This is a genomic window from Nocardia sp. NPDC024068 (assembly GCF_040638875.1).
GTDB lineage: Bacteria > Actinomycetota > Actinomycetes > Mycobacteriales > Mycobacteriaceae > Nocardia.
The window spans coordinates 50,615-73,702 of record NZ_JBEZYU010000014.1 but is presented as its reverse complement, the minus strand read 5'-3'; the positions used below and the strand labels follow the sequence as shown (position 1 = coordinate 73,702).

The following is a 23,088-nucleotide window of genomic DNA, read 5'->3' as shown; positions in this document are numbered from 1 at the left end:
CCCGAGCCCGACCGGATCGACCCTGTGTAGCCCGGCAGCCAACAGTCCTCAGCGGTGGTGACGCAGACCTTCTGCCACCTGGTCGCCCCACGCGATGATCGCTTTCCTCCGCCCGAGACGAGCCGTGAATTCGGGCGCCACACCCGCAAGCTTGGCCATGATGCGGGCGGGGAGCTCGGCGGCGTCGACTTCGCCCCGGTCGCGCTCGATCGCGGTGACCGTGCTGCGTGCGACAACGTCCGAGGAGACTCCTTTCGAGCCCGGCGCCAGCGGGAGATGCGCGTCGGCCACGAAGCCCACATCGCGGACAGATCCGGGAAAGACCACCGATGCGCTCACTCCAGATCCGTGCAGGTCCTGACGAAGCGACGCACAGAACCCGCGCAAACCGAACTTGGTGGCCGCGTAGAGGGGAGTGCGGGCCATCGTGAGCTTGCCGCCGATCGACGAAACATAGACGAAGTGCCCACGTCCGCGCCGCAGCATCCCCGGCAACAGAAGTTGCGTCATCAACATGGGTGCCCGCAAGTTCACGTCGAGAGCGCGGTCGAGTTGTTCGGAAGTGAAGTCCTCCAGCTTCCCGGTCGCCGGAAGGGCGGCGTTGGCGACCACGATATCGGCGTCGGCCAAGTGGGAAGCGAGATCGACGACCTGCCTTCGGTCCGCCAGATCACAGACGGCGATGTCGGCACCGTTCAACTCCGACGCCAAAGACTCGAGGGCTTCCCTCCGCCTACCGGTGAGAACGAGGCGAGCGCCACGCGCGTGCAGGGTCCGGGCGATCGCGCCACCCAGTCCGCCGGAAGCGCCCGTTACCACCGCCGAAGCGCCGTCGATCTCCATACCGTCCCCTTCCCGTGCCGGACTGCCCAACCCTCATCACGGAACATGCAGCGCTCGGGAGCCGCCATCCGGGTTCGCTCGGACCTCGTACGTCCCGCCGGCAATCGAACTATCCGCTCTGGGTTCCAGCCATCGAGATCACCTCGGCCATCTTGGCCGGGCAACCGAGCAGAAACCGGCGGTGAACCGCAAAAGCCCTGACCAAACATAGTACGACCGCCACTCCGCGGCGGCGATTACCAGTTGGTGTCGCGGCCATATCCGGTGGGCTTCCTCGAAGCAGGGGAGATCCCTTTTCGCCTGGTGGGAACCCATCGACGCGGCGAATTCGACGATCTTCGCACCTACTATCGCCGGCTCGAGGGACCGGTCGCGCCGCCGCCGCCGACCCCACCTCCGATGCAGCGGCCCCGGGCCGACCGCGACGAGGTTGTCGGCCCCAGCGATTGGCCCGATGACCTCGACGAATACCCAGAAGGCAAATCATGGTTGGTATGAGCAAGCGCCTTGCCGCACTTGCGATCAGCAGCGGAGTCCTGCTGGGGACGGGATGCGGAACCGGCGAAGACACCGGCACGGATCCGTGCGATATCCCGGCTGCCGAGCTGAGCGCGGTGGGACTGGACCCGGAATCTGCGCGTCCCGGTACGGACGGGGTCGATTTCCGGGACTGGACCAGCTGCGCATGGAAGGCCGCCGACGAGAGCTGGTTAACCTTCTGGCTCTACTACGGGTCCCCCAGCCTGGAAGAGTTCGCCTCCGACCCTCGATACCAGCATTACCGAGCGATCGGTCCCGCCACCATAGATTCGCGCACTGCCACCGAATTCACGGTGAACCTGGACCCCGAGCGGCGGCGGTTCTGCCATATCGGGATCGACCTGCCGGACGGGATGGCCTTCCTCTGGTCATCTCTGTCGGTGCGGCGGGATCCCGGCGAAGCCAAAGGCGATGGAGTCTGCGCCGCCAACCAGCGGATAGCTCAGCAGGTGAGCAAGTACCTGCCGGGATAGGCCACGCCTTCGCCGCCGGCGGATCGAAATGGGCCGCTGGATCTGGGCTCGTCCCATCGCCGGGCCCGTCGGCCTCGAATCACCAGAAGTCGTTCCAGACGGGACGTTTGGGTATATCTATCAGCACAGAGTTCTTCCGGATAATCAGCGGAACCGAGGTGCCGGGAGCGAATCGCTCGCTCAGTGCGCGTGCTCGCATCCCGAGGAATTGAGGATAGGAGTACTGCTTCCGCACGCGGCTGTCGATGCCGGTCTCCGGGTGCGGAAACCCGGCCTCGATCCGTACCCGCCACAGGTCGAAGTTGAGTGGGCTGTGACTGTGCTTGCGTCCCAGCTCGCACTCGACCACTGTCGCCACCGCAGCGGTGCCCGTGCGGCGCACATAAAGTCGGCGAATTCGCCAGGTCACGACCAGGACAAGCATCCATGCCGCCAAACCGAGCAAGCACTGACGGGGAGAAACAGCGCCAGTGCCACCGGCGAGCCCGACGATCGGGCGAGAACGGCACCCACGTTCAGCGCACCTATCATGAAAGCGACAGCCGCAACCGGAACTCCCAGTGTCCACATCAGTGACATCGAGCCGTTCAATCGCTTCGTACCGCTCACATCCACTCCTCGAACTGCCACGGCCGACGATCACCGACGGCGTATCCCACTGACTCAATGTAGTTTGTGGGGCGCGGCAGCCCGACCGAGGAACGCCACGACTCGCGGAGGCCCGACAGCCACGTCATCGTCGACCCCAGCACCGACGACCACGGCACCGTGTACCGGCCGGATAACCCGCTCGACGAGTTCATCCGCCTCACCAGGCAGGTCGAAGACCCCTCGCTCGGTCCCCCGACACCGCCGGGCGGGCGCGGCGGCACCTACCCCGGAAAACCGGCGCCGGACCGGGCCGCTGATACCGCGCACACGCAGAAAGGCACCTCTGGACTTCGACATGTCCACGCTGACTCCGCGGGAACACGAGTTTCTGGACGCGGCTCTGGCCAGTTACACCGGAGTCTCCAGTAACGCTCCGATCCCCGTCCGAGCGCTCGGATTAAACGATCGCACCCAGTTCAAGGCCGAGGTCGGCAGGCTGCGCCGGGCAGTCGCCGAACGAGCGACACTGAACCATATCGATGCCGCCAGAGTGCTGTTCCTCAGTGAACTTGCCTTCGGCAGTGATCTACTCGGCGCCGGGGTCGAGTTCCAACTCGTCAGCGCCATCCGCGACGACGAAGCAGTCGCTATCCTGCGCACATTACAACGCAAGCTCTACACCCGCGACGGCGCCAAGGCCCTTTCTGCCAGACCTCTATGCCCCCTGATTTTCCGCGCCCGAAACCGGGCCGATGTCGACGATACCCGAGGTTGCATACCGCTCCGGAAAGAAATTCATGACATCGGATAATTTGGATTTGTTCGACTTCCAACTCTACCTGTTGAAGACGATGCAACCACCCCGGCCCATCCTGGATTCCGCTCTGATTCGCTTGAAAAGTACGACGGAACAAATGCACGCCGGTGCCGATTCGATATCCAAGTCGATCATGCCCGGAAAGGGCGGTTCGGCGCACACCCTCAAACTGATTCTGCATGACGCCTTGATAAATGAGACCCGCGGGCCGGAGTCCGAAACTCTTCTGTATCGACTCCCTCTTTGGGAAGAATTCGCGTTCAGGTTGGAGTTGGACGATCTCCCCTTCATGAAGAGAGTCGAGTTCGTCGACCATACAGGTGCCGATGAGGAGCTGGTCCCATGGAAGTTTCTCGAAATACACCTGAGTGAGAAGTTCGATGATGTGCGAGAAGTCGATTCCTGGGGCACGTACAACAGCTACACCGTTCGAGATCACGAGACCGGTAGGCATCTCTTCCTGAGATTCTCATCGGGGCTGCTTCAGGAAGTGGACACGGCCGCCGACCAGCCGCAGTGAGGATAGCGGCCGGGTCCCAGAACCAAGGACCGCCAGGGGCGATGACCTGCATAAACAGTCCATATCAGCGGCGGGGCGTCGCTGCGGCACCAGCGGCGCCTTCCGAGATCTACCTCAACGACGACGTCTACACCGATATCAACCCCGGCAACGAGTTCTCGGCGATCCTCGCCTTCGACGTCCCCGCCGGCACCCGGGCAGCGGCCCTGGAGTTCCACGACTCGATGTTCTCCGGCGGCATCCGCGTCGCCGTGCGGTGACGCGCCGAGCCGTCCGAGCTCGATGACCGCACAGATCCCACGCGACACCTAGTACGGCAGCGGCACTTGCCTGGGACCTGAGCTCGGTAAGTCGACACCGCTGATTTCAGCGTGGAAGGTGTAGCGGAACTCCTCTTCGCCGGCGTATGTGAGTGCCAGGCGTCCGTCCCACACGATGTCGAAGCCGCCCGCGTCCATGGGCTGGAATTGGATCCGGTGATCAGCGGTGGAGTCGTGCCCCAGCAGGTAGACGTGAAACGCGGGGTCCGAGTCCGGGTCGGCCGGAGGAAGGGGATCGGCAGCCAACGTGAGTGGTTGGTCCAGTCGGACCGGCTCTCCGGGACCCGCTGCGAGGATGCCGGTCGCATCTTCCCATGCGGTCGAGGACAGGGTGCACCTGTGGTAATTGGTCCACGCGATGGGTGAGGCGAAATCGTCTACCTCGTCCTCGTCGGACTCGGGCGGGTAGCCCTCCTCGTCGTAATCAGCGGTGACCAAAGACAGATCGAACCATGTTCGATTCTCGTGGTCGGTGCGGCTGGTCCACTCGAACTCGGCGATACGGTGGCCGTTCGGCCATGGGTTGCCGGGGAACCAGATCCTGCCGTGCATCATTCGGACGTTACCATTCGGGATTTCCTGCCACGGGCGGCTGGTCGCTTGGGACTTGCGGGATCCATGGGAGTCGACACCTACGTGAGTGGGTGGCCTCGGCGGCGGTAGTGGCCGAGCTGCTATGACACTCACGCTGTGATAGCGTTTCGCCGCAGAAGGGGCCGGTCTTCTCGGGGGATCTGCTTGCATCGCAGGCAAATTCGTATGCGGCTGGCTGGACAGGGTCTAGTCATGGGGATGTTATGCGCTTGCGATCGCTGACCACGTCGGTTCTGGGTTTTCTCGCTGTTGCCGCGATGGGTGCCGTGAATACCGGCGCCGCCGCGGCGGAGCCGTTGGCAGACAAGTCGCGGGAGATCACGACCGACGACGGTTGGCTGATGCGGATCACGAAGACCGGTGAAAACCTGGACAGGTATCCGAATCTGGCGGCAACCCCGTTCACGCGGGAGGGTTTCGTCAGCCTCAAAGCTGCCGCCGATATCGACGGCACGGGGAACGCGCCGGTCAACACCGGCTCGGTGAGCCTCGGCTACCAGCTCGGCTGCCAGGTCGACGTGACCAGCGGCGCCGCAATCGGATTGGCGATCGGTCCCAGTATCTCCATCGGTGTGACCACGGGTGTCGGTGCCAGTGCGACGGTATCTCCGACCGTCTACCTGAAACCGGGCACGATCACCAGTATCCCGTTCGGGATCAAGCCGCTGGCCGGGCGCCACGCGTCGATCACTTCCGATCAGGTGCATATCAAGATCGATGGTTGCCTGGGTCCGGTCAGTTTGCGCTCATATGCGCAGGTCAATATTTCGACGCCGACCGCGGACAATTCGCTGGCCGTGTACGGCGACCCGATCTACCTGTGAGACAAGCCGATGTCTCCTTCGAGGAAGCCCGGTCCGGTGGGCCGGTTCGGCCGTTGGTGCGCAATAGCGGTGACCACTGTCGCGGCAGCGTCGGTGATCACCGTGGTGAATGTCGGGGTCGGTGCGGATCCGGCCGCCGAGGCGAGGCCGATCAACCCGTACGTGCCGTGCCCACAGTGGCAGGAAATGCATCCGGGCTGGCCGTGCTGGGGCAACTTCCCCGAGATCGAGGAACCCACCCTCCCGAGTGCCCCTCCCGTCACACCACCGGCGGTACCGCAATCGGTGCCGACGACCGGCGCTCCGCCCCCGGCGACAGCGCCACCACCGCCCGCGGCCGCGCTCACCCCGCCCCCACCGACCCCGCCACCGGATCCGTGCAAGGCCATCATTCCGGTGCCCGGTTACGTTCCCCCGGCATTGCCGGGGAACACCCCCAACGCGCCGTGCTCGTCGGGTTCGGGCCCGATACCGCCGAATCCGCGTGAGCTGATCGAGCCCTACATCAATCCGGCCTGCGCCGGCGGCGTCCGGGTACTCAGCAGCGAAGACGTTCACGATGTGGTTATCGAGATCATCGGCCCGCTGGAGATCGAGAACCCGAACGATCCGTTCGTCCGCCGGGTCATCGACCGCACGAACGGGTTGAACAAATGCGATTTCGGTTCCAAGAATCAGATCAAGCAGCAGGTGTGGAACGAGGTCCGCGACGAGTGGTACCGGCTGTATCGGAAACGCTTCCAGGAGCGCGACAATCGCGCGAACTGCCAGGGTGGCAAGAACCGGTCGAAGGACTGTGAGGGCCTGGTCGCGGTCTGCTACAAGCAAGGTGAGCCCGTCACCCCACCGCTGACCCAGCAACGCGACAAGTACATCGTCGGGGTCAACGACTACATCCGATCGCAGGGATACCCGGCGATCCGGATCCCCGTGGACAGGGCTCTTCGCAGCCGGGCCAGCCGCGAAGCGGAACGGGAGCGGACCAGCAACCCGGGAAAGTATCCGAGCGATCCGATCCAGTTCCCGAACGGTGCCGCCGCCGGGCACGTCCCCGACACCACCTGGAGTGGACCGCTTCCCGGTAGCCCCACGCCGTACCGGTGGGAGGCGCTGGATTACAAGCTCAATGCGTCGATCGGCGGTCAGGCCGGTGCCTACCCCCACGGGTACCGCGCGATCGCCTTCGTACCCGGCGAATGGGCCCCCACGGGAGGATGTATCCCGGCCGCCGCGCCCTATGGACTGTCCGCACCACCCGCCTACGGGGCCTAGCATGAACGACCGAAGCACCTCACATCCGCGCTGGAGGCACCTCATGAACGTCTTGCGAGTGTCCCTGCTGCTCATCGCGGCGATGGCGACGGCCTGCACCTCCACCGGCCCGCAAGGACCGGCCCCCGCCGACGATTGGTGCCGAACCGCGATCACCGAACTCACCGACGCGCAGCGGGCCTGGTACGAGAAGGAGAAAACCGGCGGCGTCGACGACACGTGGATGCTGACCAGCCCCGAGCCGCCCGCGACAGACGCCGCCATCCAGGCCGCGGAACAACGCCTCGGAGTCCACTTCGATCAGCAGTACACACAGTGGCTCCACCACGCCAACGGCTGGCGGAACTTCTCCGGCGCCAGCACCTTCTTCCCGCTCGACGAGATCGCACGGGACTCGATCCCCGCCGAAAGCCTCCGAGTGTTCCTCGAGGCCGCGGAACTCACCCCCGACAGGGTCGGTATCGACTCGTTCGACAAACTGCTCGTCATCGGCGGAACCCGGGATGGCAAGTACTTCCTCGCCATCGAAGCCGCCCCCTCCCCTGAGACGGCGAGCATGCCCGTATACGAGTTCGCCTACGGGGACGTCACCGAGCACGACGATTTCAAGACGTTCCTCCGAACCGAGATCGACACGTTGAAGCAGATGTAGACCTCGAGGTGCTTCCCGACGACCCGCCCGGAACCTCGAGGCTCATGGCGTCCGCGCGACTGTTCACGCGGACGCCCTCCGGCCGGTGATATATACTCGGTAGTAGATTTATATATCCGATTGGAGTGTCATGACCAAAACACTGATAGACATTCCGGACGAACTTATGGAGCAGGCCAGGCAGATCGCCGGCGGGGCGACCAAGACGGAGACCGTGCGCACCGCCCTGCGACTGCTCGTCCGCCAGCAACAGCAGCATGACGCCATCACGTGGCTCGCCGACCACGAACCATTCCTATCCGAGGAAGAAGTCGCCGAAGAGAGCAAACGGCAGCCACCACAGTGACCTCGACAGTTCGCGCCTTGTACCTGGCCGACCACAGCGCTGTGTCCCGAATCCAGCGCCACGTTCAGGTACGCCGGGCATTCGAACGGCTCAACGCCTCGGCCGGGGTCATCTGCTCCTGCGCCGTCACCACCGACGAAGCCGCGTTCAGTGCCCGCAACCCCGACGAACTCCACAAAATCCTGCGCATCTACACCGAGGCGTTCCGATACCTTCCGATGGACCCTGCCATCGACCCGATCGTCCGCTCTATCCGGCAGCAACTGTGTGCGGCGGGTCAAGGACGGTCCGCCCAGGCCACCGATATCCTCATCGCGGCCACCGCGGTGCACTACGGCGCCACAATCCTGCACTACGACAAACACTTCGAACTGATCTCCGCCGCGTATCCCGGTCTACGTCAGCATTGGATCGTGCCTCGCGGTTCGGTCTCCTGAACTCACCGCGCGACCGTCGATGACCATGTTGTCGATCATTCCGCTTTCGGCTCGCCCGACAGTCCGAGGTTTCGGTGCGAACCGCCACCGGCCGGGGATTCACTGCGGCGGGGGGTGCAGGTCGCGGCGGGAGCCGACCCCCAGCTTGGCGAAGATCTTGCGGAGGTGCCATTCGACCGTGCGGGGACTGATGAACAACCGGGACCCGATCTCCGGATCGGTGAGCCCTTCCCGCACCAGCCGGACCACCTGGGTTTCCTGCGCCGTCAGTTCGTTTCCGGTGTCCGCGGCCGGTTTCCGGATGTTCTCGCCGGTGGCGGCGAGTTCGCGGGCCGCTCGCTGGGCGAAACCCGCCATTCCCATGGTGGTGAAGAGTTCGTAGGCGGTGTGGAGATGTTCGCGGGCGATATGTCCGCGTCGTTCGCGGCGCAGCCATTCGCCGTAGACCAGGTGGGCGCGGGCCAGTTCGCCGCGCACCGTCGTGCGGGTGAGGTTGTCTATCGCGTGCAGGTAGTGGGTTTCGGCGGCGGATCCGGTGGCGAGCAGGGCATGGGAACGGGCTTCGATACCGGTGGCCCAGTCGGTACCGGCGGGGTCGGTGACCTCGGTGAGGCGGGTGAGGGCGGCGTAGGCCTCGTCGGTGGCGCCGGTGCGGGCGGCGGCTTCGATGTATTCCACCAGCGACCAGACGGGGATGCCCACCTCGAGCTGGACGTATTCCTTGTTGGCCTGCTGGGCGGCTTCGGCGGCTTCGTCGTAGCGACCGAAGCTGTTGTAGAGCAGGGCGCGCGCCCAGCTGCTGACCACCGGGCCGACACCTTCGCCACGGCGGAGGGCGCCTTCGTCGGCGCGGCGGCCGAGGTCGAGGCATTCGGTTTCGTGGCCGCGCCAGGCGGCGACCAGGAGGTCGGCGTAGAGGGGTGCGGCGGTACCGACGGCTTCGGAGACGGTCCGTACTTCCGCGGCCGCTGTTTCGGCGGCGGCGAGTTCACCCTCGATGACGTGGACGAGGCAGCGCACGGTGAGGGCCAGGGGTAACGCGGTGGCGAGGCCGGAGCTGCGGACCAGGTCGAGGTTGCGGATGCTCAGCACGGAGAGGGTGTCGTGGTCCCACAGACCGGCGGCGGTCGCGGCGGTGAGCCACAGTCGGCGCAGGGCTTCCTCGGGCTGTAGTTCGGGGCGGCGGTAGGCGCCGAGGGCGTGCCGGAGGGCGGGCACCGCGGCGCGGTGGCCGTCGAGGATGCGGGTGGCCCAGCCGTCGAGCAGCAGATCGGCCGGGCGCGGCGGGTGCGGGGCGGGAGTGGCGCGGGCCGCGCGGGCGGCGTCGTTCTGGCCGCGGTCGTAGGACTGGGGGCCGGCGAAGATCGCGGCGTCGATGACCTCCAGATAGGTTTCCCGGGCGTGGGCGGGATCGTGCGGCGCGAGCCGGCTCGCGGCGTCGAGCAGCAGAGTGGGGGCGGCGCTGCCGCGATTGGTGGTGAACGCGATCCGGGCGCGCACCAGGTCGGCTTCGGCGTGCAGGCGGTCGTCGTCGAGACCGGCTTCGGCGAGGGACAGCAGTTTCAGCGCGGTATCGGGGTCGCCCGCCTCATGGGTCGCCTGAGCGGCGGCCAGGGCGCGGGTGCGGCGGCGGTCCGGGTCGGGGGTCAGTTCGACCGCGCGGGCCAGGAAGGCCGCGGCCGCGGCGACGCCGCCTCTGATGCGGGCGCGCAGGGCGGAACGCTCCAGTTCGGCGGCTACCGCCTCCCCGGGGTTCGAGGCGCCGTAGGCGGCGTGCCAGGCGTGCCGGTCGGGGTCGGTGGCGGGGTCGGTGGCGGCGGCGAGCGCGCGGTGGGCGCTGCGCCGGTCGTCGGGTGAGGCGGCCCAGTAGACGGCGGATCGGGCGATCGGATGGGTGAAGCGGACGCGGTCGCCGATCTCCACCAGACCGGCCGCGACGGCGGGGGCGGCGGCGTCGATATCGATGCCGGACCGCTCGGCGGCGAGCCAGAGCAGCGCCGGTTCGCCGGTCGGGTCCGCGGCCGCGACCAGCAGGAAATGCTGGGTTTCCGGCGGCAGTCCGGCCGTCCGGCGCAGGTAGGCGTCGCGGAGGCGCGCCTTGATCGCGGGGGCGGCCGGGAGGCCGAACCCGCCCGCCAGCTCACCCAGGGTCGACGTTTTGGGCAGTTCCCGCAGCGCCAGCGGGTTGCCGCGGGTCTCGGCGACGATCCGGTCGAGGACGTGGTCGTCGACCGGTCCGGGGATGGTGGCGCGCAGCAGGGCGCGCGCGTCGTGGTCGGATAATCCCTGGAGCGGCAGTTCGGGCAGGCCCACCGGTTCCGCCGGTTCGGACACCGCGGGGTCCTGCGCCCGGACCGCGAAGACGAGGGCCACCGATTCGGCGCCCAGCCGCCGCGCGGTGAACGCCAGGGTTTGCAGGGAGGCGCGGTCGAGCCATTGGGCGTCGTCGACGACGCAGAGCAACGGTTGTTCCCGGGCCGCTTCCGACAGCAGGCCGAGCACCCCGAGAGCGACGAGGAAACCATCGGGGGCGTGGCCCGCACCCAGGCCGAGCGCGGCGCCGACGGCCGCACGCTGGGCGCCGGGTAGCTCATCGAGCCGATCCGTCATCGACAGGCACAACTGGTGCAGACCGGCGAAGGCCAGTTCCATCTCGGACTGGATGCTCGTGACCCGCGCCACCCGGAACCCGCGCGCGTGATCGACCAGGTACTCGAGCATCCGGGTCTTGCCCACTCCGGCCTCACCCCGGATCACGAGGGCCCGGCTCTCTCCACCTCGCACCGCGCGCAGCAACTCGTCGAGCTGTTCGCATTCGCGGTCTCGTCCCGGAACACGCGGCTGCATGGGTGCTCCCGTCGGTCTGTCGAACGGACTCGGACCGCCCCTGGCGAGCGCGCCTGAACTCATACCGGAAGAACATCTGCGAACCCGGCGCGACACCGGGCCGCTTACCCTCGACCACGCCTTACGCGGCCGACGGGCGTCGCTTACGGATCCGGTGACCGGCGATCCGCCACCGCCGACGACACCCGGCGCTGCGCCCGCCGCGACCCGCGCGGCATACCGGAACCCGGCGGAACCACTCCCCGATGGTGCCGGGCAACGATGACCAGCACTGTTGTCGGCATGGATTCAGGGTAACCGGCTCGGACGCCGTCGGCTCGCGATACTGCCGGTTGCCCGCGGCGGGACCTCATGATGGATAGGCGTGCGGATCGCGGTCTCAACGCGCGGGCAGATGGGCGAGTACCGCGAACATCGTCACGGAGAGGTGATGGTCACCGGACGCTATGCCCGCGTCGATGCGGGTGACCAGGTCTTCGAACTCCGCTTCGGTGATCACCCCGGTCGCCAGGGCGCTGCCGCCCAGCTGCCCGAACATCGGGCGCACGGCCACCGGATCCCAGATCACCGCCTCCGACCCCATATCGTCGAACTCGAACCCCGCCGCGAGCAGCTGTCCGCGCAGCAGGCGCCCGGCGCGCGCGTTGGGGGTGGCCGCGAGCATCGCCGCGGTCATCCGCGCGATGACCTCGGTATCGCCGGGGTGCAGAATCGCGGTCTGCCAGTCGCTGTCGATCAGCAGGGCCCGCCCGCCCGGCCGCAGTACCCGGGCGATTTCGGCGGTGGCGGCGGCCGGATCGTCGAGATGCTGGTAGACCCGCTCGCAGCGCACCGCGTCGAAGGTGTCGTCGTCGAAGGGCAGGCGGTAGGCGTCGCCCGCCACGAACCGGCAGCGGATCCCGGCCGCGGCGGCGCGTTCGCGGGCGACGGCGAGCATCGCCGGATTGGGTTCCACCCCCACCGCCTCCCCCTCCGTGCCGACCCGGGCCGCGAGGTCCACGACCTCTGAGCCGGTACCCGAGCCCACGTCCAGCGCCCGCTCCCCCGGACCGGCGGCCAGCACCTGATTCCCCCACTCCCGCATCCGCCGGATCCCGGGCAGTTCCGCCTGGAGATCCAGCATGGTGATGAGCAGCGCCATCGGATCGTCGCCGGGCGGGGCCGCACCCTCGTCGCGGTCGGCGGCGAGGGCGTCGAGGTGGAACGAAGGTGTCCGCTCAGGCGGCACGGTGTGCTCGCTCGGCATGACCCCGAGGGTAGCCCGCGGTGTGCGGGGTGGGTCAGCCCAGATGCTTACGCAGCACCTCGAGATGGGTCGGGCGGGCGTCGTTCAACCGGGCGCGGCCGTCGTCGGTGAGTGCGAGGAAGTTGGCGCGGCGGTCGAAGTCGCAGGCCGCGCGCTCCACCAGACCGGCCTTCTCCAGCCTGGTCACGGTGCGCGACAGCGCGCTCTGGCTCAGGTACATCTCCGCTTCGATATCTTTCATCTTGACCTTCGCGGATTCCGCCGCTCCGCAGCGCCCGCCGAGGACCTGCAGGAGTTCGAATTCACTGAGCCCGAGCTGATGGTCGGCCTGCAGCGCGTTCTCCAGTTCGCAAGAAGTGACGTGGTAGCGGCGCAGGGTTTCGGACCACTTCGCGCAGACATCGTTGTCGGAGTCGTGGTACATGAGCCGAGATTAGCATGTCAAGTCATTTAATGCACAGACATTTCATGCCATCGCATTACATGCGTTGACATTCAATGCTCGTGCATCTAAGTTTTCTCGGGTGACCCTCACCGCAACTACCCCGCAGAACCTCGCCGCCACGTCTGCCGGACCGCTCGCCGGTCGCTGGGGACCGAAGCTGTGGGCGATCCTCTTCGTCGCCGGACTGGCGATGTTCCTCGACGCCCTCGACGTCTCCATGGTCGGCGTGGCGCTCCCCTCCATCGGCCAGGACCTCGGCCTCGACACCTCCGCCCTGCAGTGGATCGTCAACGGCTACATCCTGGGCTATGGCGGCCTGCTGCTCCTCGGTGGCCGCGCCGCCGACCTGCTCGGCCGCCGCCAGGTGTTCCTGACCGCCCTCGTCGTCTTCGGTATCGCCTCACTGGTCGGCGGAATCGTCGACGAAGGCTGGCTGCTGATCGCCACCCGGATCGTGAAGGGCATCGCCGCCGCCTTCACCGCACCCGCCGCCCTGTCGATCGTCACCACGACCTTCAAGGAGGGCCCCGACCGCAACAAGGCCCTGTCCATCTTCACCATCTTCGGCGCCACCGGCTACGCCTCCGGCCTGATCGTGTCCGGGCTGCTCACCGGTATCGACTGGCGGCTCACTTTCTACATGCCCGTCGCCGTCGTCGCCCTGGTACTGGTCGCCGCCTACATCGTGGTTCCCCGCAATATCGAGAAAGAAGAGGGCCGTATCGATTTCACCGGAGCTGCACTGCTCACCGGCGGAATGCTCGCGGCGGTCTACACCATCGTCACCGCACCGGAGACCGGTTTCACGACCACGGTCATCGCCACCACCGTTCTCGCGGTCGGCCTGCTCGGCGCGTTCTTCGTCACCGAGAAACGAGTGAGCCACCCACTGGTGCGGCTCAGCATCTTCAAGGTGACATCGATCGTCCGGGCGAATCTGGCCGCCCTCGCCATCTTCGGCTCCTACCTCAGCTTCCAGACCATCGTGTCGCTGTACCTGCAGAACACCCTGCAGTGGGAGCCGCTCCAGATGGCGCTGGCGATGGCCCCGGCCGGCATCATCGTCGCCGTCCTCTCCCCCATGGCGGGTAAGCTGATCGACCGTTTCGGCACCGCCCCGATGATCATCGCCGCCCTCGGCTCGTTCGTCGCCGGCTACGTCTGGTTCCTGGTCCGCGGCGGCAGCCCCGACCCCGCCTACGCGGTCGACTACCTGCCCGCCTTCCTGCTCCTCGGACTCGGTTTCGCCCTCGGCTTCTCCGCGGTGATGTCGCAGGCCACCGAAGGGATCGCCGACCACGAACAGGGCCTGGCCTCCGGCCTCGTCCAGACCTCGTTCCAGATCGGCGGCGCGGTGGTCCTCGCCATCGCCACCGGCCTCATCGGCCACGCCGCCACCGACGGGATCGCGGGTTACCGGCCCGGGCTCTACCTGGTCACCGCGGTCGCCGCCATCGGCCTGGTGGCTTCGGCCACCGCGATACGGGGCCGCCGGCAGATCATCGCCGAAGTCGCGTAGGCGATTTCGGGTCGCGAGCGGATGGGGTCGCCGAATCGGCGGCCCCATTCGCGTCCCCACCATCGGATAGCGCCTACTGCATCGGCCGTCGTGCGAGTCGATTCGGGGATCGGGTCGCAACATCCGACCGCAAAAACACCAAACCGCACGGGGATGCGCTGCGAACTCCTTCGGATGCCGAACCAGGGCGCCGCGACGCTCATCCGGTTCGGCCGACGACGAGGACTACACGGGAGGTATCCCCCAGTGCGAACCCCGCGACCCATGCATACCGCGGCCCTGCGCCTGTTACTCGCCGGCGCGCTCAGCGCGGCCGGACTGTTCGCCACGACCGGTACCGCGGCCGCCGAACCCGGCGTGGTCTCGGTGCAGCAGGTGAGCGACACCCAGCAGGTGGTGAACGTGTTCTCCCCCGCGATGAACCGGGCCATCCCCATACAGGTGATCCGGGCGAAGAATCCGTCGCGGCCGACTCTCTACCTCCTGAACGGGTCCGGCGGCGGCCCCAACCAGAGCGGCTGGGATGTACAGACCGACGCCTTCGGCTATCTGAGTGGGAAGGACGTCAATGTCGTCACCCCCTACGGCGGCAGCAACTCCTACTACACCGACTGGATCCGCAACGACGCGAACCTGGGCTACAACAAGTGGCAGACCTTCCTCAACGAGGAGCTGCCACCGGTTATCGAGAGCCACCTGAATGCCGACGGCAACCGGATGCTGGCGGGAGTGTCGATGAGCGGCACCTCGGTGCTGAACCTGGCCATCGCCAAGCCCGGATTCTGGAAGAGCGTCGCCTCCTACAGCGGCTGCGCGCAGACCTCCGACCCCGTCGGGCACGAATTCGTCCGGCTCACGGTGGAGAACTGGGGCGGTGGGCAGAGCGTGGAGAACATGTGGGGCCCGAGCAACGGCCCGCTGTGGCGCGCCAACGATCCGCTGGTGAACGCGGAGGGGTTGCGCGGCACCGCCGTCTATCTCAGCACCGGCAGCGGTATTCCGGCCGCACCGCACGACACCCCGTTCGACAAGCGGGTCCAGGAGGGCCGCATACCGCTGCCGGTGCAGATCGCGTTCGGCGGGCCCATCGAAGCGGCCATCCGCGGCTGCACCCTGAACCTGACCAACCGCCTGCGGGAGCTGAATATCCCGGTGACCCTGAACGACCGGCCCGTCGGCACCCATTCGTGGGGCTACTGGGAAGACGATCTGCGCAGCTCCTGGCCGTTCCTCGCGCAGTCGGTGGGGCTGCCGCCGAACTGATGTCCGCCGTCGCACCGCGGTGGCGGTGCGACGGCGTTCGTTCTCTCGGCGCGAAAAGTGAAATTGGTCTGTAACACAATGCGCGTGGTGCTACATATGTGAGCGTAACCACTCACTATCCCATCCGGGATAACAACGAGAGGACTCGAATGAGAGCCCAGAGATTCCGTACGTTCGCCGGTGCCGTCTTCATCGCCGCCGCCGGTGTCGGTGCGGCGACAGGTGCCGCGAACGCCGCGCCTCTTCCTCTGACCGAGGCGGCGCCCGTCACCGGCGACGGCACCGAGGCTCCGGCCGGCACCGGTTCGGCGGAGACGCTGCTCCCGCTGCTGCTGTCGGGTTCCGCCCAGGGACCGGCCCAGTCGACGTCGGATCCGGCCCCCGAGACGCCGGGCGCCGCCACCGGATCCGCGGATGTTCTGCTCCCGCTGCTGCCACTGCTGCTGTCGGGTTCCGCCAACGGCGAGGCTCCGGCCGGCGGCGAATAACAGCCGCACCCGTTCCCTCTCGATGATCGCGGCCCCTGTTCGCCGGGCGCGGCCGCGCCGACGAGGAACGTAACTCTCCACCAAATCTGCGCAGGTCACGGATTCGCTCCGTGCCCCGGACCCCGGAAGCTGTTCCAGGCTTCCGGGGTTCGGTCATATCGGGCCGGCCGACTTCGACCTGAGGTCCGCCGGCGATCCGTCAGCGGTCGCCCGGGCCCGGCGGCCGCGGAATCGCCGTACCGACGATCCATTCGTGGCCGAACGGGTCCCGCACCCGCCCCTGCCGTGCACCATAGGGCTGATCCGCGACCTCGAACACCACCTCACCGCCCGCCACCACCATCCGCCGGGCGATCTCGTCGGGGTCCGCGGTCACCACGGTGAGCAGCACGCCACGCCCGCCGATCCGCATCGGATCGCGGTCGAACTCGTCGGCATCCTTCACCGTGAACGTCTCCCCACCGGGCAGGTCGAGTTCGGCGAATACGACGCGGCCGCCGGCTTCGTGCCGCTGCACAAGCGTGGCGCCGAAGGCCTCACCGTAATATCCGATGGCCGCGTCCGCGCCCTCGACGATCAATTTCGGAATGATCTGCTCGATGCTCATACGGCGAGTATGGGTAGCCACGAACCCCATCGACTTGGATATTTGTCTCCACCGGCGCGGCACTGCACCCCGGCGCCACTGAGGCGTGTGCCACTTCCGGCCCCGCCGGGTTGCAACTCTCCCCCGACGGGAGAGTAGGGTTCCGTTCGCTGAGTTACCGCCCGGCGGTGTGCCGCGCGTGCCTCCTCCACTCGGCTTCCCCGACAATCCCGCCGGCGACCGTCGCCGGCCACTCGTGCGCAGTGAACGGAGTCAGCGATCGTGTCGACGACACACCCCGCCGGGAACACCGGGTTCTCGGTGCGAGCGGCCCTGCGCAGCCCGCGACGGCTGCGCACCGAAGTACTGGCGGGGCTGGTGGTGGCGCTCGCGCTGATTCCGGAAGCGATCTCGTTCTCCATCATCGCCGGAGTGGACCCGCGGGTCGGGCTGTTCGCCTCGTTCACCATGGCCGTCACCATCGCGATCACCGGTGGCCGGCCCGCCATGATCTCGGCCGCCACCGGTGCGGTCGCACTCGTGATCGGTCCGGTGGTGCGCGATCACGGTCTCGACTATCTGATCGCGACGGTGATCCTGGGCGGGGCCATCCAGATCGCGCTCAGCGCGGCCGGGGTCGCGAAACTGATGCGGTTCATCCCGCGCAGCGTGATGGTCGGATTCGTCAACTCGCTCGCGATCCTGATCTTCGTGGCCCAGCTTCCGCACCTGTTCGGGGTGCCATGGCTGGTGTATCCGATGGTGGTGGCCGGTCTCGCCATCATCGTGGGCCTGCCGAAACTGACCACCGCGGTACCCGCTCCACTGGTCGCGATCGTGATACTCACCGCGATCACACTCGTTTTCGCACTCCAGGTGCCGAATGTGGGCGACGAGGGTGAGTTGCCGTCCAGTCTGCCGGTCCCACTGCTGCCCGATGTGCCGTTCACTCCGGACACCCTGCGGATCATCGCACCGTACGCCTTGGCCATGGCCTTGGTCGGCCTACTGGAATCGTTGATGACCGCGAAACTCGTGGACGACATCACCGACACACCCTCGGACAAGACCCGGGAGGGCTGGGGCCAGGGCGTCGCCAATATCGTCACCGGGTTCTTCGGCGGGATGGGCGGCTGCGCGATGATCGGGCAGACCATGATCAACGTCAAGGTTTCCGGAGCCCGCACCCGCATCTCCACCTTCCTGGCCGGTGTGTTCCTGCTGATCCTGGTGGTCGGTCTGGGCGGGGCGGTCGCGCAGATCCCGATGGCGGCACTGGTCGCGGTGATGATCATGGTGTCGGTGGGCACCATGGACTGGCATTCCCTCGACCCGCGGACCCTGCGCCGGATGCCGATCGCCGAGACCACGGTGATGCTGGTGACGGTCGCGGTCACGGTGGCCACCCACAACCTCGCCTTCGGCGTTATCGCCGGTGTGCTCACCGCCATGGTCGCCTTCGCGCAACGGGTCGCGCATTTCACCGAGGTCGCCGCGGTGGACGACGCGGAGTCGGACGGAACGCGCGTCTACAAGGTGCGCGGAGAACTGTTCTTCGCCTCCAGCAATGATCTCGTGCACCGGTTCGACTACGCCGGCGACCCGGCCAATATCGTGATCGATATGTCCGATACGCATATCTGGGACGCCTCGACCGTCGCCGCGCTGGACGCGGTCACCACCAAATACGCCGCCAGGGGTAAGACGGTGGAGATCACCGGACTGAATTCCGCCTCCGTGGCCCGGCACCGGCAACTGTCCGGTCACCTGACCGCCGCGCACTGAGATGCCGAGCGATACCGCGGGGTACCTGCAGATCGGGCAGGTCGCCGAGCGGACCGAGCTGTCGCTGAAAACCATTCGCCACTATGACGAGGTCGGCCTGGTGCAGCCCTCGGCGCGGTCGGCGGGCGGATTCCGGCTCTACACCGAGGCCGATATCGACCGGCTGCTGGTGATCCGCCGGATGAAACCACTGGGATTCAGTCTCGCCGAGATGAAACAACTCCTCGACGCCGTCGCCACCCTCGACGACCCGGCGGTCGGCGCGGAGCAGCGTGAAACCGCGAACGCCGACCTGCTGGACTACCGCGACAGGGCCCGCGAGAATGCCGACCGGCTCGCCCGGCAACTCGCCTACGCCCGCGAATTCACCGAGCTGCTCACCGCGCGCGTGTCGGAGCGGCAGGTTCCGGAGCGCCGGTAGCGTCGGTGCGGCAGGAGTTTCACCGACGAGGAACGGGGCATCGCGTGAAGTACCGTCAGCTCGGCAACTCGGGTCTGCGGGTCTCGACGTTCACCCTGGGCACCGCGACTTTCGGCAATACCGATCCGGCCGGATGGTCGTGTATCGACCTGCCGCAGGCCCGTCGCCAGATCGACCGCTGCCTCGACGCGGGCGTCAATGTCATCGACACCGCCGACGCCTACGCCGAGGGGCGCTCGGAGGAAATCATCGGTGAAGCGCTGGGCGCCCGCCGCGACTCGGTGGTCCTCTCGACCAAAGTGCGTTTCCCGGTGGGCGCGGGCCCCAACGACGCCGGCCTGTCCCGGCACCACATCCTCCGCGCCATCGAGGCAAGCCTGCGCCGGCTGCGCACCGATCACGTGGATATCTATCACGTGCACGAATGGGACGGCCGGGTCCCGCTCGAGGAGACACTGCAGGCGCTGGACTCGCTCGTGCAGTCGGGCAAGGTCCGCTACCTCGGGGTCTCCAATTACGCGGGCTGGCAACTGATGAAGGCCCTGTCCGTCTCCGACCTGCACGGCTACCAGCGGTTCGTGAGCAATCAGGTCTACTACTCATTGGAGAGCCGCGACGCCGAATACGAGCTGCTGCCGCTGTCGGTCGACCAGGGTCTGGGCGTGATGGCGTGGAGCCCGCTCGCGGGCGGGCTGCTCACCGGCAAGTACCGGCGCGACCGGCAGCCCGAGCAGGGGCGTCACGTCGGCGGGTCGAGCGAACCGCCCATCCGCGACCGGGACCGGCTCTACGACACCGTCGAGGCGCTCGTCCGGATCGCCGACGCCCGTGGCGTCCTGCCCGCCCAGGTCGCCCTCGCCTATCTGCTGACCCGTCCGGCCGTCAGCTCGCTGGTGGTCGGCGCCCGCAACGAGGACCAGCTCGCCGAAACCCTGCAGGCCGGCGAGATCGAACTCGAACCCGACGAACTGCATTTCCTGGATCGGGTCAGCGCACCCGAATTGATCTACCCGCACTGGCATCAGGACGCCATCCCCGCCGAGTTCCGCGGCGCCTCCGACAAGGTCCTGCACCCCGATAGGTGAGCTGATCGACGCCGGCCTCCTCGGCACCGGCACACCGGACTCCACACCCATCGCTCGTGGCGCAGACCGGCGCGGCGGATCGGCACGCGGCATCGTTCGTGAGGTGCTCGGTCCCGACGACGGAGCGACGACCTCGGATCTTCGCGCTGCCGACCCGACCGGCGGGTTACGCCGACTCGCCCGGGGGCGTACGGTCGGACTAGACCGCTTTAGTGTCGTAGGCCACATTTCCATTCCGGTGGCTATATCAAAGCCCACCCCTTGTGAGCGGGCGTCGCCGAGCAGGGAGTAAGTCATGAAGTGCGGAATGAGGATGGCAGGGGCGGTGGGAGTCGGCTATGTCCTGGGCCGTACCCGCAAGATGAAGTTCGCCCTGATGCTCGCCGGCTTCGGCCTGGCCAGGCAGGACGGGGTGCAGGGGTTGCGGGAGCGGGCAACCTCGCTGGTCGGCTCCTCGCCGGAGCTGGCCAAGATCACCGAGTCGGTCCGCGGCGAGTTGCTCGACGCGGCCCGCACGGCCGCCATCACCGCCGCCGGCAACCGCGTCGACGCGCTGAACGCCCGGTTGCAGCCGCACCCCGGCGACGCCGAGGAGCCCGACGAGGAGGATCTCGCCGGAACTGCCGACGAGGACACCGGCGAAGACGAACCCGCCGACGGCGAGAAAGCGACCGAGGGGGACGCCGAGCCCGAGGCACGCCCGCGCCGGGCACCGGCGCGCGGCCGAACGACGGCTGCTCGCCGCCGAACGACCGAGCAGCCCGCCCGGGCCTCCGCCCGATCCGGAGAGCGCAGGTCGGCCACATCGCGTCGGCCGCGGGCCGGAGCCGAGAGCGCGGACAGCGCACCGGTCCGCCGCACGAGGAGATGAGCCATGGCCACGAAAACCGGCAAAGATGTCCTGAACAAGGCCGGCGCGAGTGCCACTCCCACCGACCAGCTGCGGCAGTCGCTGCAGGCGCTGGGCGCGACGCTGGCCGGGCGCGCTGTTTCCGGGGTCTCCGACAAAGTGTCCGGCACGGCCGAACGCCTCAACCAGGTCGCCGAAGGCGGCGGCGGGACGCTGAAGTCGGCAGTGACCGGCGTCGAGAAGATGGCGGAGGGAAAGTCGCCGTTCGCGGCGGTCATGAGCGCCGGGGCGAGCAAGATCGGACACAACATCAAGGAGAAGTTCCAGGGCGCCAAAGAGGCGTTGACCGGCGGGAAAGGTAAGGGTGGCGGCGGTAAGAAGCTCAAGCTGACCAATATTGTCGAACAGCTCGATGTGGGTGTTCCGATCGACCTCGTCTACGACCAGTGGACCCAATTCGCCGACTTCCCGAAATTCATGAAAAAGGTCGAAACCGTCGACCAGGTTTCCGACGAGAAACTCGATTGGTCCGGCAAGGTGTTCTGGTCCAAACGCAGCTGGCAGTCCACCATTGTCGAGCAGGTGCCGTTCGAACGGATCGTGTGGCGGTCCAAGGGCGAAAAGGGCTTCATCGACGGCGCGGTGACCTTCCACGAACTGACTCCGGACCTCACCCGCGTCATCGTGGTGCTCGAATACAACCCCGGCGGGTTCTTCGAGAAAACCGCGAACCTCTGGCGGGCGACGGGCCGCCGGGTCCGGCTGGAACTGAAACATTTCCAGCGGCATCTGATGACCGAGGGCCTCCTGCACGCGGACGACATCGTGGGCTGGCACGGCGAGATCCGGGACAACGAGGTCGTCGTGGACGACGAGACGGCACGCCGCGACGAGGAAGACGGCGAGACCCCCGAAGCCGACGACGAATACGAGGAAGCCGACGAGGAGGGCGAGGACGAGGAGGACGGGGACAGCGAGGACACGGAAGCCGAAGGCACCGGAGACGCGGCCGAGGCCGAGAACGACCCGGACGAGGACGAGGCATCCGGCGAACCCCGGGCCGACGAGCCCAGGCCGCGGCGCCGGCCGGCCCCGCGGCGACGCACCTCGACCGGATCCCGATCGGCACCCGCACGAGGAGGCCCGCGATGACCGTCGAACCGGTCGGCGGAGGTGGCGCGAGCACGATGGCTCGCCCCAACTCGTCGAGCCTCGCCGATGTCGTGGACACGATTCTGGACAAAGGGCTGGTCATCGACGCCTTCGTGCGGGTGTCACTGGTCGGGATCGAACTGCTGACCATCGACGCCCGCGTCGTGGTGGCCAGCGTCGACACCTATCTGCGGTTCGCCGAGGCCGTCAACAGGCTCGAGATCTCCAGCAGTGAACCGACCGGCCTGCCCGGCCTGGTCGGGGATATCACCGAGAGCGGGGCGCAGCACAAGACCAAAGGCGCGCTGGACGCCGCGGGTGAGAAGGTGATGGGCTTCTTCGACGAGATGGAGGAGAAGCACCGGCCATCCGGAAAGCGATCGGACTGATGTCCACCGCCCGCGACGACAGCACCACCCGCACCTCCGGCGGGCTCTATGTGTACGGCATCGTGCCCGCGGACGTGGAGCCGCAAGAGCACGCCACCGGCGTCGGCGACCCACCGGGCGAGATCGCGGTGGTGCGGCACGGCGAAATCGCCGCACTCGTCAGCGATATCCCCGACCGCCCACTCGGCACACCCGAGGATCTCACCGCGCACGCCGAACTGCTGGACGGTTCGGCGGCCGTCGCGCCGGTACTCCCGCTGCGGTTCGGTGCCGTCATGCGGGGCGCGGAATCGGTGGCCGAAGAGCTACTCGGAGCCAACCTCGACGAGTTCCGCTCGGCACTCGAACAATTGGAGGGCCGCGCGCAGTTCGTCGTGAAAGGGCGCTATTCGGAGCAGACGATCCTGCCGGAGGTCCTCGCCGAGAACCCCGAGGCCGACCGGCTGCGCGAGCAGATCCGCGCCAACGGACCCGATGCCGCCCGCGATGCCCGGATGGCGTTGGGAGAGCACATCTACCACGCGCTCGAGGCCAAGCGGGCCGCCGACACCCGGCGGGTCGCCGACGCGCTCGAATCGCTGCGGTTCGTCGTCAGTGCACGCCCACCGACGAACGACCTGGACGCCGTCCACCTCGCGGTCCTCGTCGAACTGTCCCGGCAGGCCGAATTGGAACAGGCCCTGTCCGAGCTGATCGCGCAATGGGACGGCCGCGTCGAGGTGGAGCTCCTGGGCCCGATGGCGGCCTACGACTTCGTCATGAAACGCGAACCGGAGGGCTGAC

The 23,088-nt window shown here is 67.3% G+C and carries 27 protein-coding genes; 19 read left to right on the top strand and 8 right to left on the bottom strand.

The window, feature by feature from the left end:
• Window positions 1-48: 48 nt before the first annotated feature.
• The gene (locus AB0F41_RS14730; protein WP_357423846.1) at window positions 49-843 is read right to left on the bottom strand and encodes an SDR family NAD(P)-dependent oxidoreductase; all 795 of its coding nucleotides are present in this window, start codon (window positions 841-843) and stop codon (window positions 49-51) included.
• Window positions 844-1,337: 494 nt separating this feature from the next.
• Here AB0F41_RS14730 and AB0F41_RS14725 point away from each other — a divergent pair, with 494 nt between their 5' ends.
• Window positions 1,338-1,856: a DUF3558 family protein gene (locus AB0F41_RS14725; protein WP_357423844.1), complete on the top strand. Its 519-nt coding sequence runs from the start codon at window positions 1,338-1,340 to the stop codon at window positions 1,854-1,856.
• Between the two features lie 79 nt (window positions 1,857-1,935).
• Here the strand turns inward: AB0F41_RS14725 and AB0F41_RS14720 are convergent, their stop codons facing one another.
• The gene (locus AB0F41_RS14720) at window positions 1,936-2,280 is read right to left on the bottom strand and encodes a hypothetical protein (protein ID WP_357423842.1); all 345 of its coding nucleotides are present in this window, start codon (window positions 2,278-2,280) and stop codon (window positions 1,936-1,938) included.
• A gap of 522 nt (window positions 2,281-2,802) precedes the next feature.
• Here AB0F41_RS14720 and AB0F41_RS14715 point away from each other — a divergent pair.
• The 3 genes from AB0F41_RS14715 to AB0F41_RS14705 are packed head-to-tail and all read left to right on the top strand — an operon-like array spanning window position 2,803 to window position 4,044.
• Window positions 2,803-3,258 carry a hypothetical protein gene (locus tag AB0F41_RS14715; protein WP_357423840.1) on the top strand — a complete coding sequence of 152 codons (456 nt, stop codon included), beginning with the start codon at window positions 2,803-2,805 and terminating at the stop codon, window positions 3,256-3,258.
• On the top strand, window positions 3,245-3,784 hold the full coding sequence (locus AB0F41_RS14710; protein ID WP_357423838.1) for a hypothetical protein: 540 nt from the start codon (window positions 3,245-3,247) through the stop codon (window positions 3,782-3,784). Before AB0F41_RS14715 ends, AB0F41_RS14710 begins: the two co-directional genes overlap by 14 nt.
• A 41-nt stretch (window positions 3,785-3,825) precedes the next feature.
• Entirely contained in the window at window positions 3,826-4,044 is a 219-nt protein-coding gene (locus tag AB0F41_RS14705; protein WP_357423836.1) for a DUF4352 domain-containing protein, read from the top strand.
• 48 nt (window positions 4,045-4,092) lie between these two features.
• Here the strand turns inward: AB0F41_RS14705 and AB0F41_RS14700 are convergent, their stop codons facing one another.
• Complete coding sequence (locus tag AB0F41_RS14700; RefSeq protein ID WP_357423834.1) at window positions 4,093-4,659, bottom strand: hypothetical protein; 567 nt, start codon at window positions 4,657-4,659, stop codon at window positions 4,093-4,095.
• A 242-nt stretch (window positions 4,660-4,901) separates the two neighbouring features.
• Here AB0F41_RS14700 and AB0F41_RS14695 point away from each other — a divergent pair, with 242 nt between their 5' ends.
• From AB0F41_RS14695 to AB0F41_RS14675, 5 genes are all read left to right on the top strand, one after another.
• Window positions 4,902-5,522 (top strand): MspA family porin, encoded by a 621-nt coding sequence (locus tag AB0F41_RS14695; protein ID WP_357423832.1) that lies wholly within the window; start codon window positions 4,902-4,904, stop codon window positions 5,520-5,522.
• Window positions 5,523-5,591: 69 nt separating this feature from the next.
• Window positions 5,592-6,794, top strand: coding sequence for a hypothetical protein (locus AB0F41_RS14690; protein ID WP_357423830.1), 1,203 nt, complete (start codon window positions 5,592-5,594; stop codon window positions 6,792-6,794).
• Window positions 6,795-6,837: 43 nt separating this feature from the next.
• On the top strand, window positions 6,838-7,446 hold the full coding sequence (locus tag AB0F41_RS14685; protein WP_357423828.1) for an SMI1/KNR4 family protein: 609 nt from the start codon (window positions 6,838-6,840) through the stop codon (window positions 7,444-7,446).
• 130 nt (window positions 7,447-7,576) lie between these two features.
• Complete coding sequence (locus AB0F41_RS14680; RefSeq protein WP_357423826.1) at window positions 7,577-7,792, top strand: type II toxin-antitoxin system VapB family antitoxin; 216 nt, start codon at window positions 7,577-7,579, stop codon at window positions 7,790-7,792.
• On the top strand, window positions 7,789-8,229 hold the full coding sequence (locus tag AB0F41_RS14675; protein WP_357423824.1) for a PIN domain-containing protein: 441 nt from the start codon (window positions 7,789-7,791) through the stop codon (window positions 8,227-8,229). Before AB0F41_RS14680 ends, AB0F41_RS14675 begins: the two co-directional genes overlap by 4 nt.
• A 99-nt stretch (window positions 8,230-8,328) precedes the next feature.
• Here the strand turns inward: AB0F41_RS14675 and AB0F41_RS14670 are convergent, their stop codons facing one another.
• From AB0F41_RS14670 to AB0F41_RS14655, 4 genes are all read right to left on the bottom strand, one after another.
• Window positions 8,329-11,076, bottom strand: a complete 2,748-nt coding sequence (locus tag AB0F41_RS14670; protein WP_357423822.1) for an AAA family ATPase — start codon at window positions 11,074-11,076, stop codon at window positions 8,329-8,331.
• A gap of 143 nt (window positions 11,077-11,219) precedes the next feature.
• Window positions 11,220-11,360 carry a hypothetical protein gene (locus tag AB0F41_RS14665; RefSeq protein WP_357423820.1) on the bottom strand — a complete coding sequence of 47 codons (141 nt, stop codon included), beginning with the start codon at window positions 11,358-11,360 and terminating at the stop codon, window positions 11,220-11,222.
• A 95-nt stretch (window positions 11,361-11,455) separates the two neighbouring features.
• Window positions 11,456-12,322 (bottom strand): methyltransferase domain-containing protein, encoded by an 867-nt coding sequence (locus tag AB0F41_RS14660; protein ID WP_357423818.1) that lies wholly within the window; start codon window positions 12,320-12,322, stop codon window positions 11,456-11,458.
• A gap of 34 nt (window positions 12,323-12,356) precedes the next feature.
• Entirely contained in the window at window positions 12,357-12,746 is a 390-nt protein-coding gene (locus AB0F41_RS14655; protein ID WP_357423816.1) for a MarR family transcriptional regulator, read from the bottom strand.
• A gap of 100 nt (window positions 12,747-12,846) precedes the next feature.
• On the opposite strand from AB0F41_RS14655, the gene AB0F41_RS14650 reads away from it, so the two are divergent.
• The 3 genes from AB0F41_RS14650 to AB0F41_RS14640 all read left to right on the top strand — a co-directional run bounded on the left by AB0F41_RS14650 (window position 12,847) and on the right by AB0F41_RS14640 (window position 16,037).
• Complete coding sequence (locus AB0F41_RS14650) at window positions 12,847-14,286, top strand: MFS transporter (protein ID WP_357423814.1); 1,440 nt, start codon at window positions 12,847-12,849, stop codon at window positions 14,284-14,286.
• Window positions 14,287-14,532: 246 nt separating this feature from the next.
• Window positions 14,533-15,549, top strand: a complete 1,017-nt coding sequence (locus AB0F41_RS14645; RefSeq protein WP_357423812.1) for an alpha/beta hydrolase family protein — start codon at window positions 14,533-14,535, stop codon at window positions 15,547-15,549.
• A 149-nt stretch (window positions 15,550-15,698) separates the two neighbouring features.
• Window positions 15,699-16,037: a hypothetical protein gene (locus AB0F41_RS14640; RefSeq protein WP_357423810.1), complete on the top strand. Its 339-nt coding sequence runs from the start codon at window positions 15,699-15,701 to the stop codon at window positions 16,035-16,037.
• 199 nt (window positions 16,038-16,236) lie between these two features.
• On the opposite strand, the gene AB0F41_RS14635 is transcribed toward AB0F41_RS14640, so the two are convergent.
• Entirely contained in the window at window positions 16,237-16,644 is a 408-nt protein-coding gene (locus AB0F41_RS14635) for a VOC family protein (protein ID WP_357423808.1), read from the bottom strand.
• 261 nt (window positions 16,645-16,905) lie between these two features.
• Here AB0F41_RS14635 and AB0F41_RS14630 point away from each other — a divergent pair, with 261 nt between their 5' ends.
• The 7 genes from AB0F41_RS14630 to AB0F41_RS14600 all read left to right on the top strand — a co-directional run bounded on the left by AB0F41_RS14630 (window position 16,906) and on the right by AB0F41_RS14600 (window position 23,087).
• Complete coding sequence (locus AB0F41_RS14630) at window positions 16,906-18,408, top strand: SulP family inorganic anion transporter (RefSeq protein ID WP_357423806.1); 1,503 nt, start codon at window positions 16,906-16,908, stop codon at window positions 18,406-18,408.
• 1 nt (window position 18,409) lies between these two features.
• Window positions 18,410-18,829, top strand: coding sequence for a MerR family transcriptional regulator (locus AB0F41_RS14625; protein WP_357423804.1), 420 nt, complete (start codon window positions 18,410-18,412; stop codon window positions 18,827-18,829).
• Between the two features lie 44 nt (window positions 18,830-18,873).
• Window positions 18,874-19,914 (top strand): aldo/keto reductase, encoded by a 1,041-nt coding sequence (locus AB0F41_RS14620; RefSeq protein WP_357423802.1) that lies wholly within the window; start codon window positions 18,874-18,876, stop codon window positions 19,912-19,914.
• Window positions 19,915-20,209: 295 nt separating this feature from the next.
• Complete coding sequence (locus AB0F41_RS14615; protein ID WP_357423800.1) at window positions 20,210-20,785, top strand: hypothetical protein; 576 nt, start codon at window positions 20,210-20,212, stop codon at window positions 20,783-20,785.
• 3 nt (window positions 20,786-20,788) lie between these two features.
• Window positions 20,789-21,916: an SRPBCC family protein gene (locus AB0F41_RS14610; RefSeq protein WP_357423798.1), complete on the top strand. Its 1,128-nt coding sequence runs from the start codon at window positions 20,789-20,791 to the stop codon at window positions 21,914-21,916.
• On the top strand, window positions 21,913-22,305 hold the full coding sequence (gene gvpJ, locus AB0F41_RS14605; RefSeq protein ID WP_357423796.1) for a gas vesicle protein GvpJ: 393 nt from the start codon (window positions 21,913-21,915) through the stop codon (window positions 22,303-22,305). Before AB0F41_RS14610 ends, gvpJ begins: the two co-directional genes overlap by 4 nt.
• Entirely contained in the window at window positions 22,305-23,087 is a 783-nt protein-coding gene (locus tag AB0F41_RS14600; RefSeq protein WP_357423794.1) for a GvpL/GvpF family gas vesicle protein, read from the top strand. Before gvpJ ends, AB0F41_RS14600 begins: the two co-directional genes overlap by 1 nt.
• The last annotated feature ends 1 nt before the right edge of the window (window position 23,088 follow it).

Bases quoted from the DNA above. Each gene is read 5' to 3' on its own strand.
- AB0F41_RS14610 (WP_357423798.1), top strand. From the start codon at position 20,789: ATGGCCACGAAAACCGGCAAAGATGTCCTGAACAAGGCCGGCGCGAGT.
- AB0F41_RS14615 (WP_357423800.1), top strand. From the start codon at position 20,210: ATGAAGTGCGGAATGAGGATGGCAGGGGCGGTGGGAGTCGGCTATGTC.
- AB0F41_RS14635 (WP_357423808.1), bottom strand. From the start codon at position 16,644: ATGAGCATCGAGCAGATCATTCCGAAATTGATCGTCGAGGGCGCGGAC.
- AB0F41_RS14625 (WP_357423804.1), top strand. From the start codon at position 18,410: ATGCCGAGCGATACCGCGGGGTACCTGCAGATCGGGCAGGTCGCCGAG.
- AB0F41_RS14665 (WP_357423820.1), bottom strand. From the start codon at position 11,360: ATGCCGACAACAGTGCTGGTCATCGTTGCCCGGCACCATCGGGGAGTG.
- AB0F41_RS14700 (WP_357423834.1), bottom strand. From the start codon at position 4,659: ATGATGCACGGCAGGATCTGGTTCCCCGGCAACCCATGGCCGAACGGC.
- AB0F41_RS14705 (WP_357423836.1), top strand. From the start codon at position 3,826: ATGACCTGCATAAACAGTCCATATCAGCGGCGGGGCGTCGCTGCGGCA.
- AB0F41_RS14670 (WP_357423822.1), bottom strand. From the start codon at position 11,076: ATGCAGCCGCGTGTTCCGGGACGAGACCGCGAATGCGAACAGCTCGAC.
- AB0F41_RS14710 (WP_357423838.1), top strand. From the start codon at position 3,245: ATGACATCGGATAATTTGGATTTGTTCGACTTCCAACTCTACCTGTTG.
- AB0F41_RS14660 (WP_357423818.1), bottom strand. From the start codon at position 12,322: ATGCCGAGCGAGCACACCGTGCCGCCTGAGCGGACACCTTCGTTCCAC.
- AB0F41_RS14680 (WP_357423826.1), top strand. From the start codon at position 7,577: ATGACCAAAACACTGATAGACATTCCGGACGAACTTATGGAGCAGGCC.
- AB0F41_RS14685 (WP_357423828.1), top strand. From the start codon at position 6,838: ATGAACGTCTTGCGAGTGTCCCTGCTGCTCATCGCGGCGATGGCGACG.
- AB0F41_RS14655 (WP_357423816.1), bottom strand. From the start codon at position 12,746: ATGTACCACGACTCCGACAACGATGTCTGCGCGAAGTGGTCCGAAACC.
- AB0F41_RS14695 (WP_357423832.1), top strand. From the start codon at position 4,902: ATGCGCTTGCGATCGCTGACCACGTCGGTTCTGGGTTTTCTCGCTGTT.
- AB0F41_RS14725 (WP_357423844.1), top strand. From the start codon at position 1,338: ATGAGCAAGCGCCTTGCCGCACTTGCGATCAGCAGCGGAGTCCTGCTG.
- AB0F41_RS14600 (WP_357423794.1), top strand. From the start codon at position 22,305: ATGTCCACCGCCCGCGACGACAGCACCACCCGCACCTCCGGCGGGCTC.
- AB0F41_RS14720 (WP_357423842.1), bottom strand. From the start codon at position 2,280: ATGCTTGTCCTGGTCGTGACCTGGCGAATTCGCCGACTTTATGTGCGC.
- AB0F41_RS14640 (WP_357423810.1), top strand. From the start codon at position 15,699: ATGAGAGCCCAGAGATTCCGTACGTTCGCCGGTGCCGTCTTCATCGCC.
- AB0F41_RS14730 (WP_357423846.1), bottom strand. From the start codon at position 843: ATGGAGATCGACGGCGCTTCGGCGGTGGTAACGGGCGCTTCCGGCGGA.
- AB0F41_RS14715 (WP_357423840.1), top strand. From the start codon at position 2,803: ATGTCCACGCTGACTCCGCGGGAACACGAGTTTCTGGACGCGGCTCTG.
- gvpJ (WP_357423796.1), top strand. From the start codon at position 21,913: ATGACCGTCGAACCGGTCGGCGGAGGTGGCGCGAGCACGATGGCTCGC.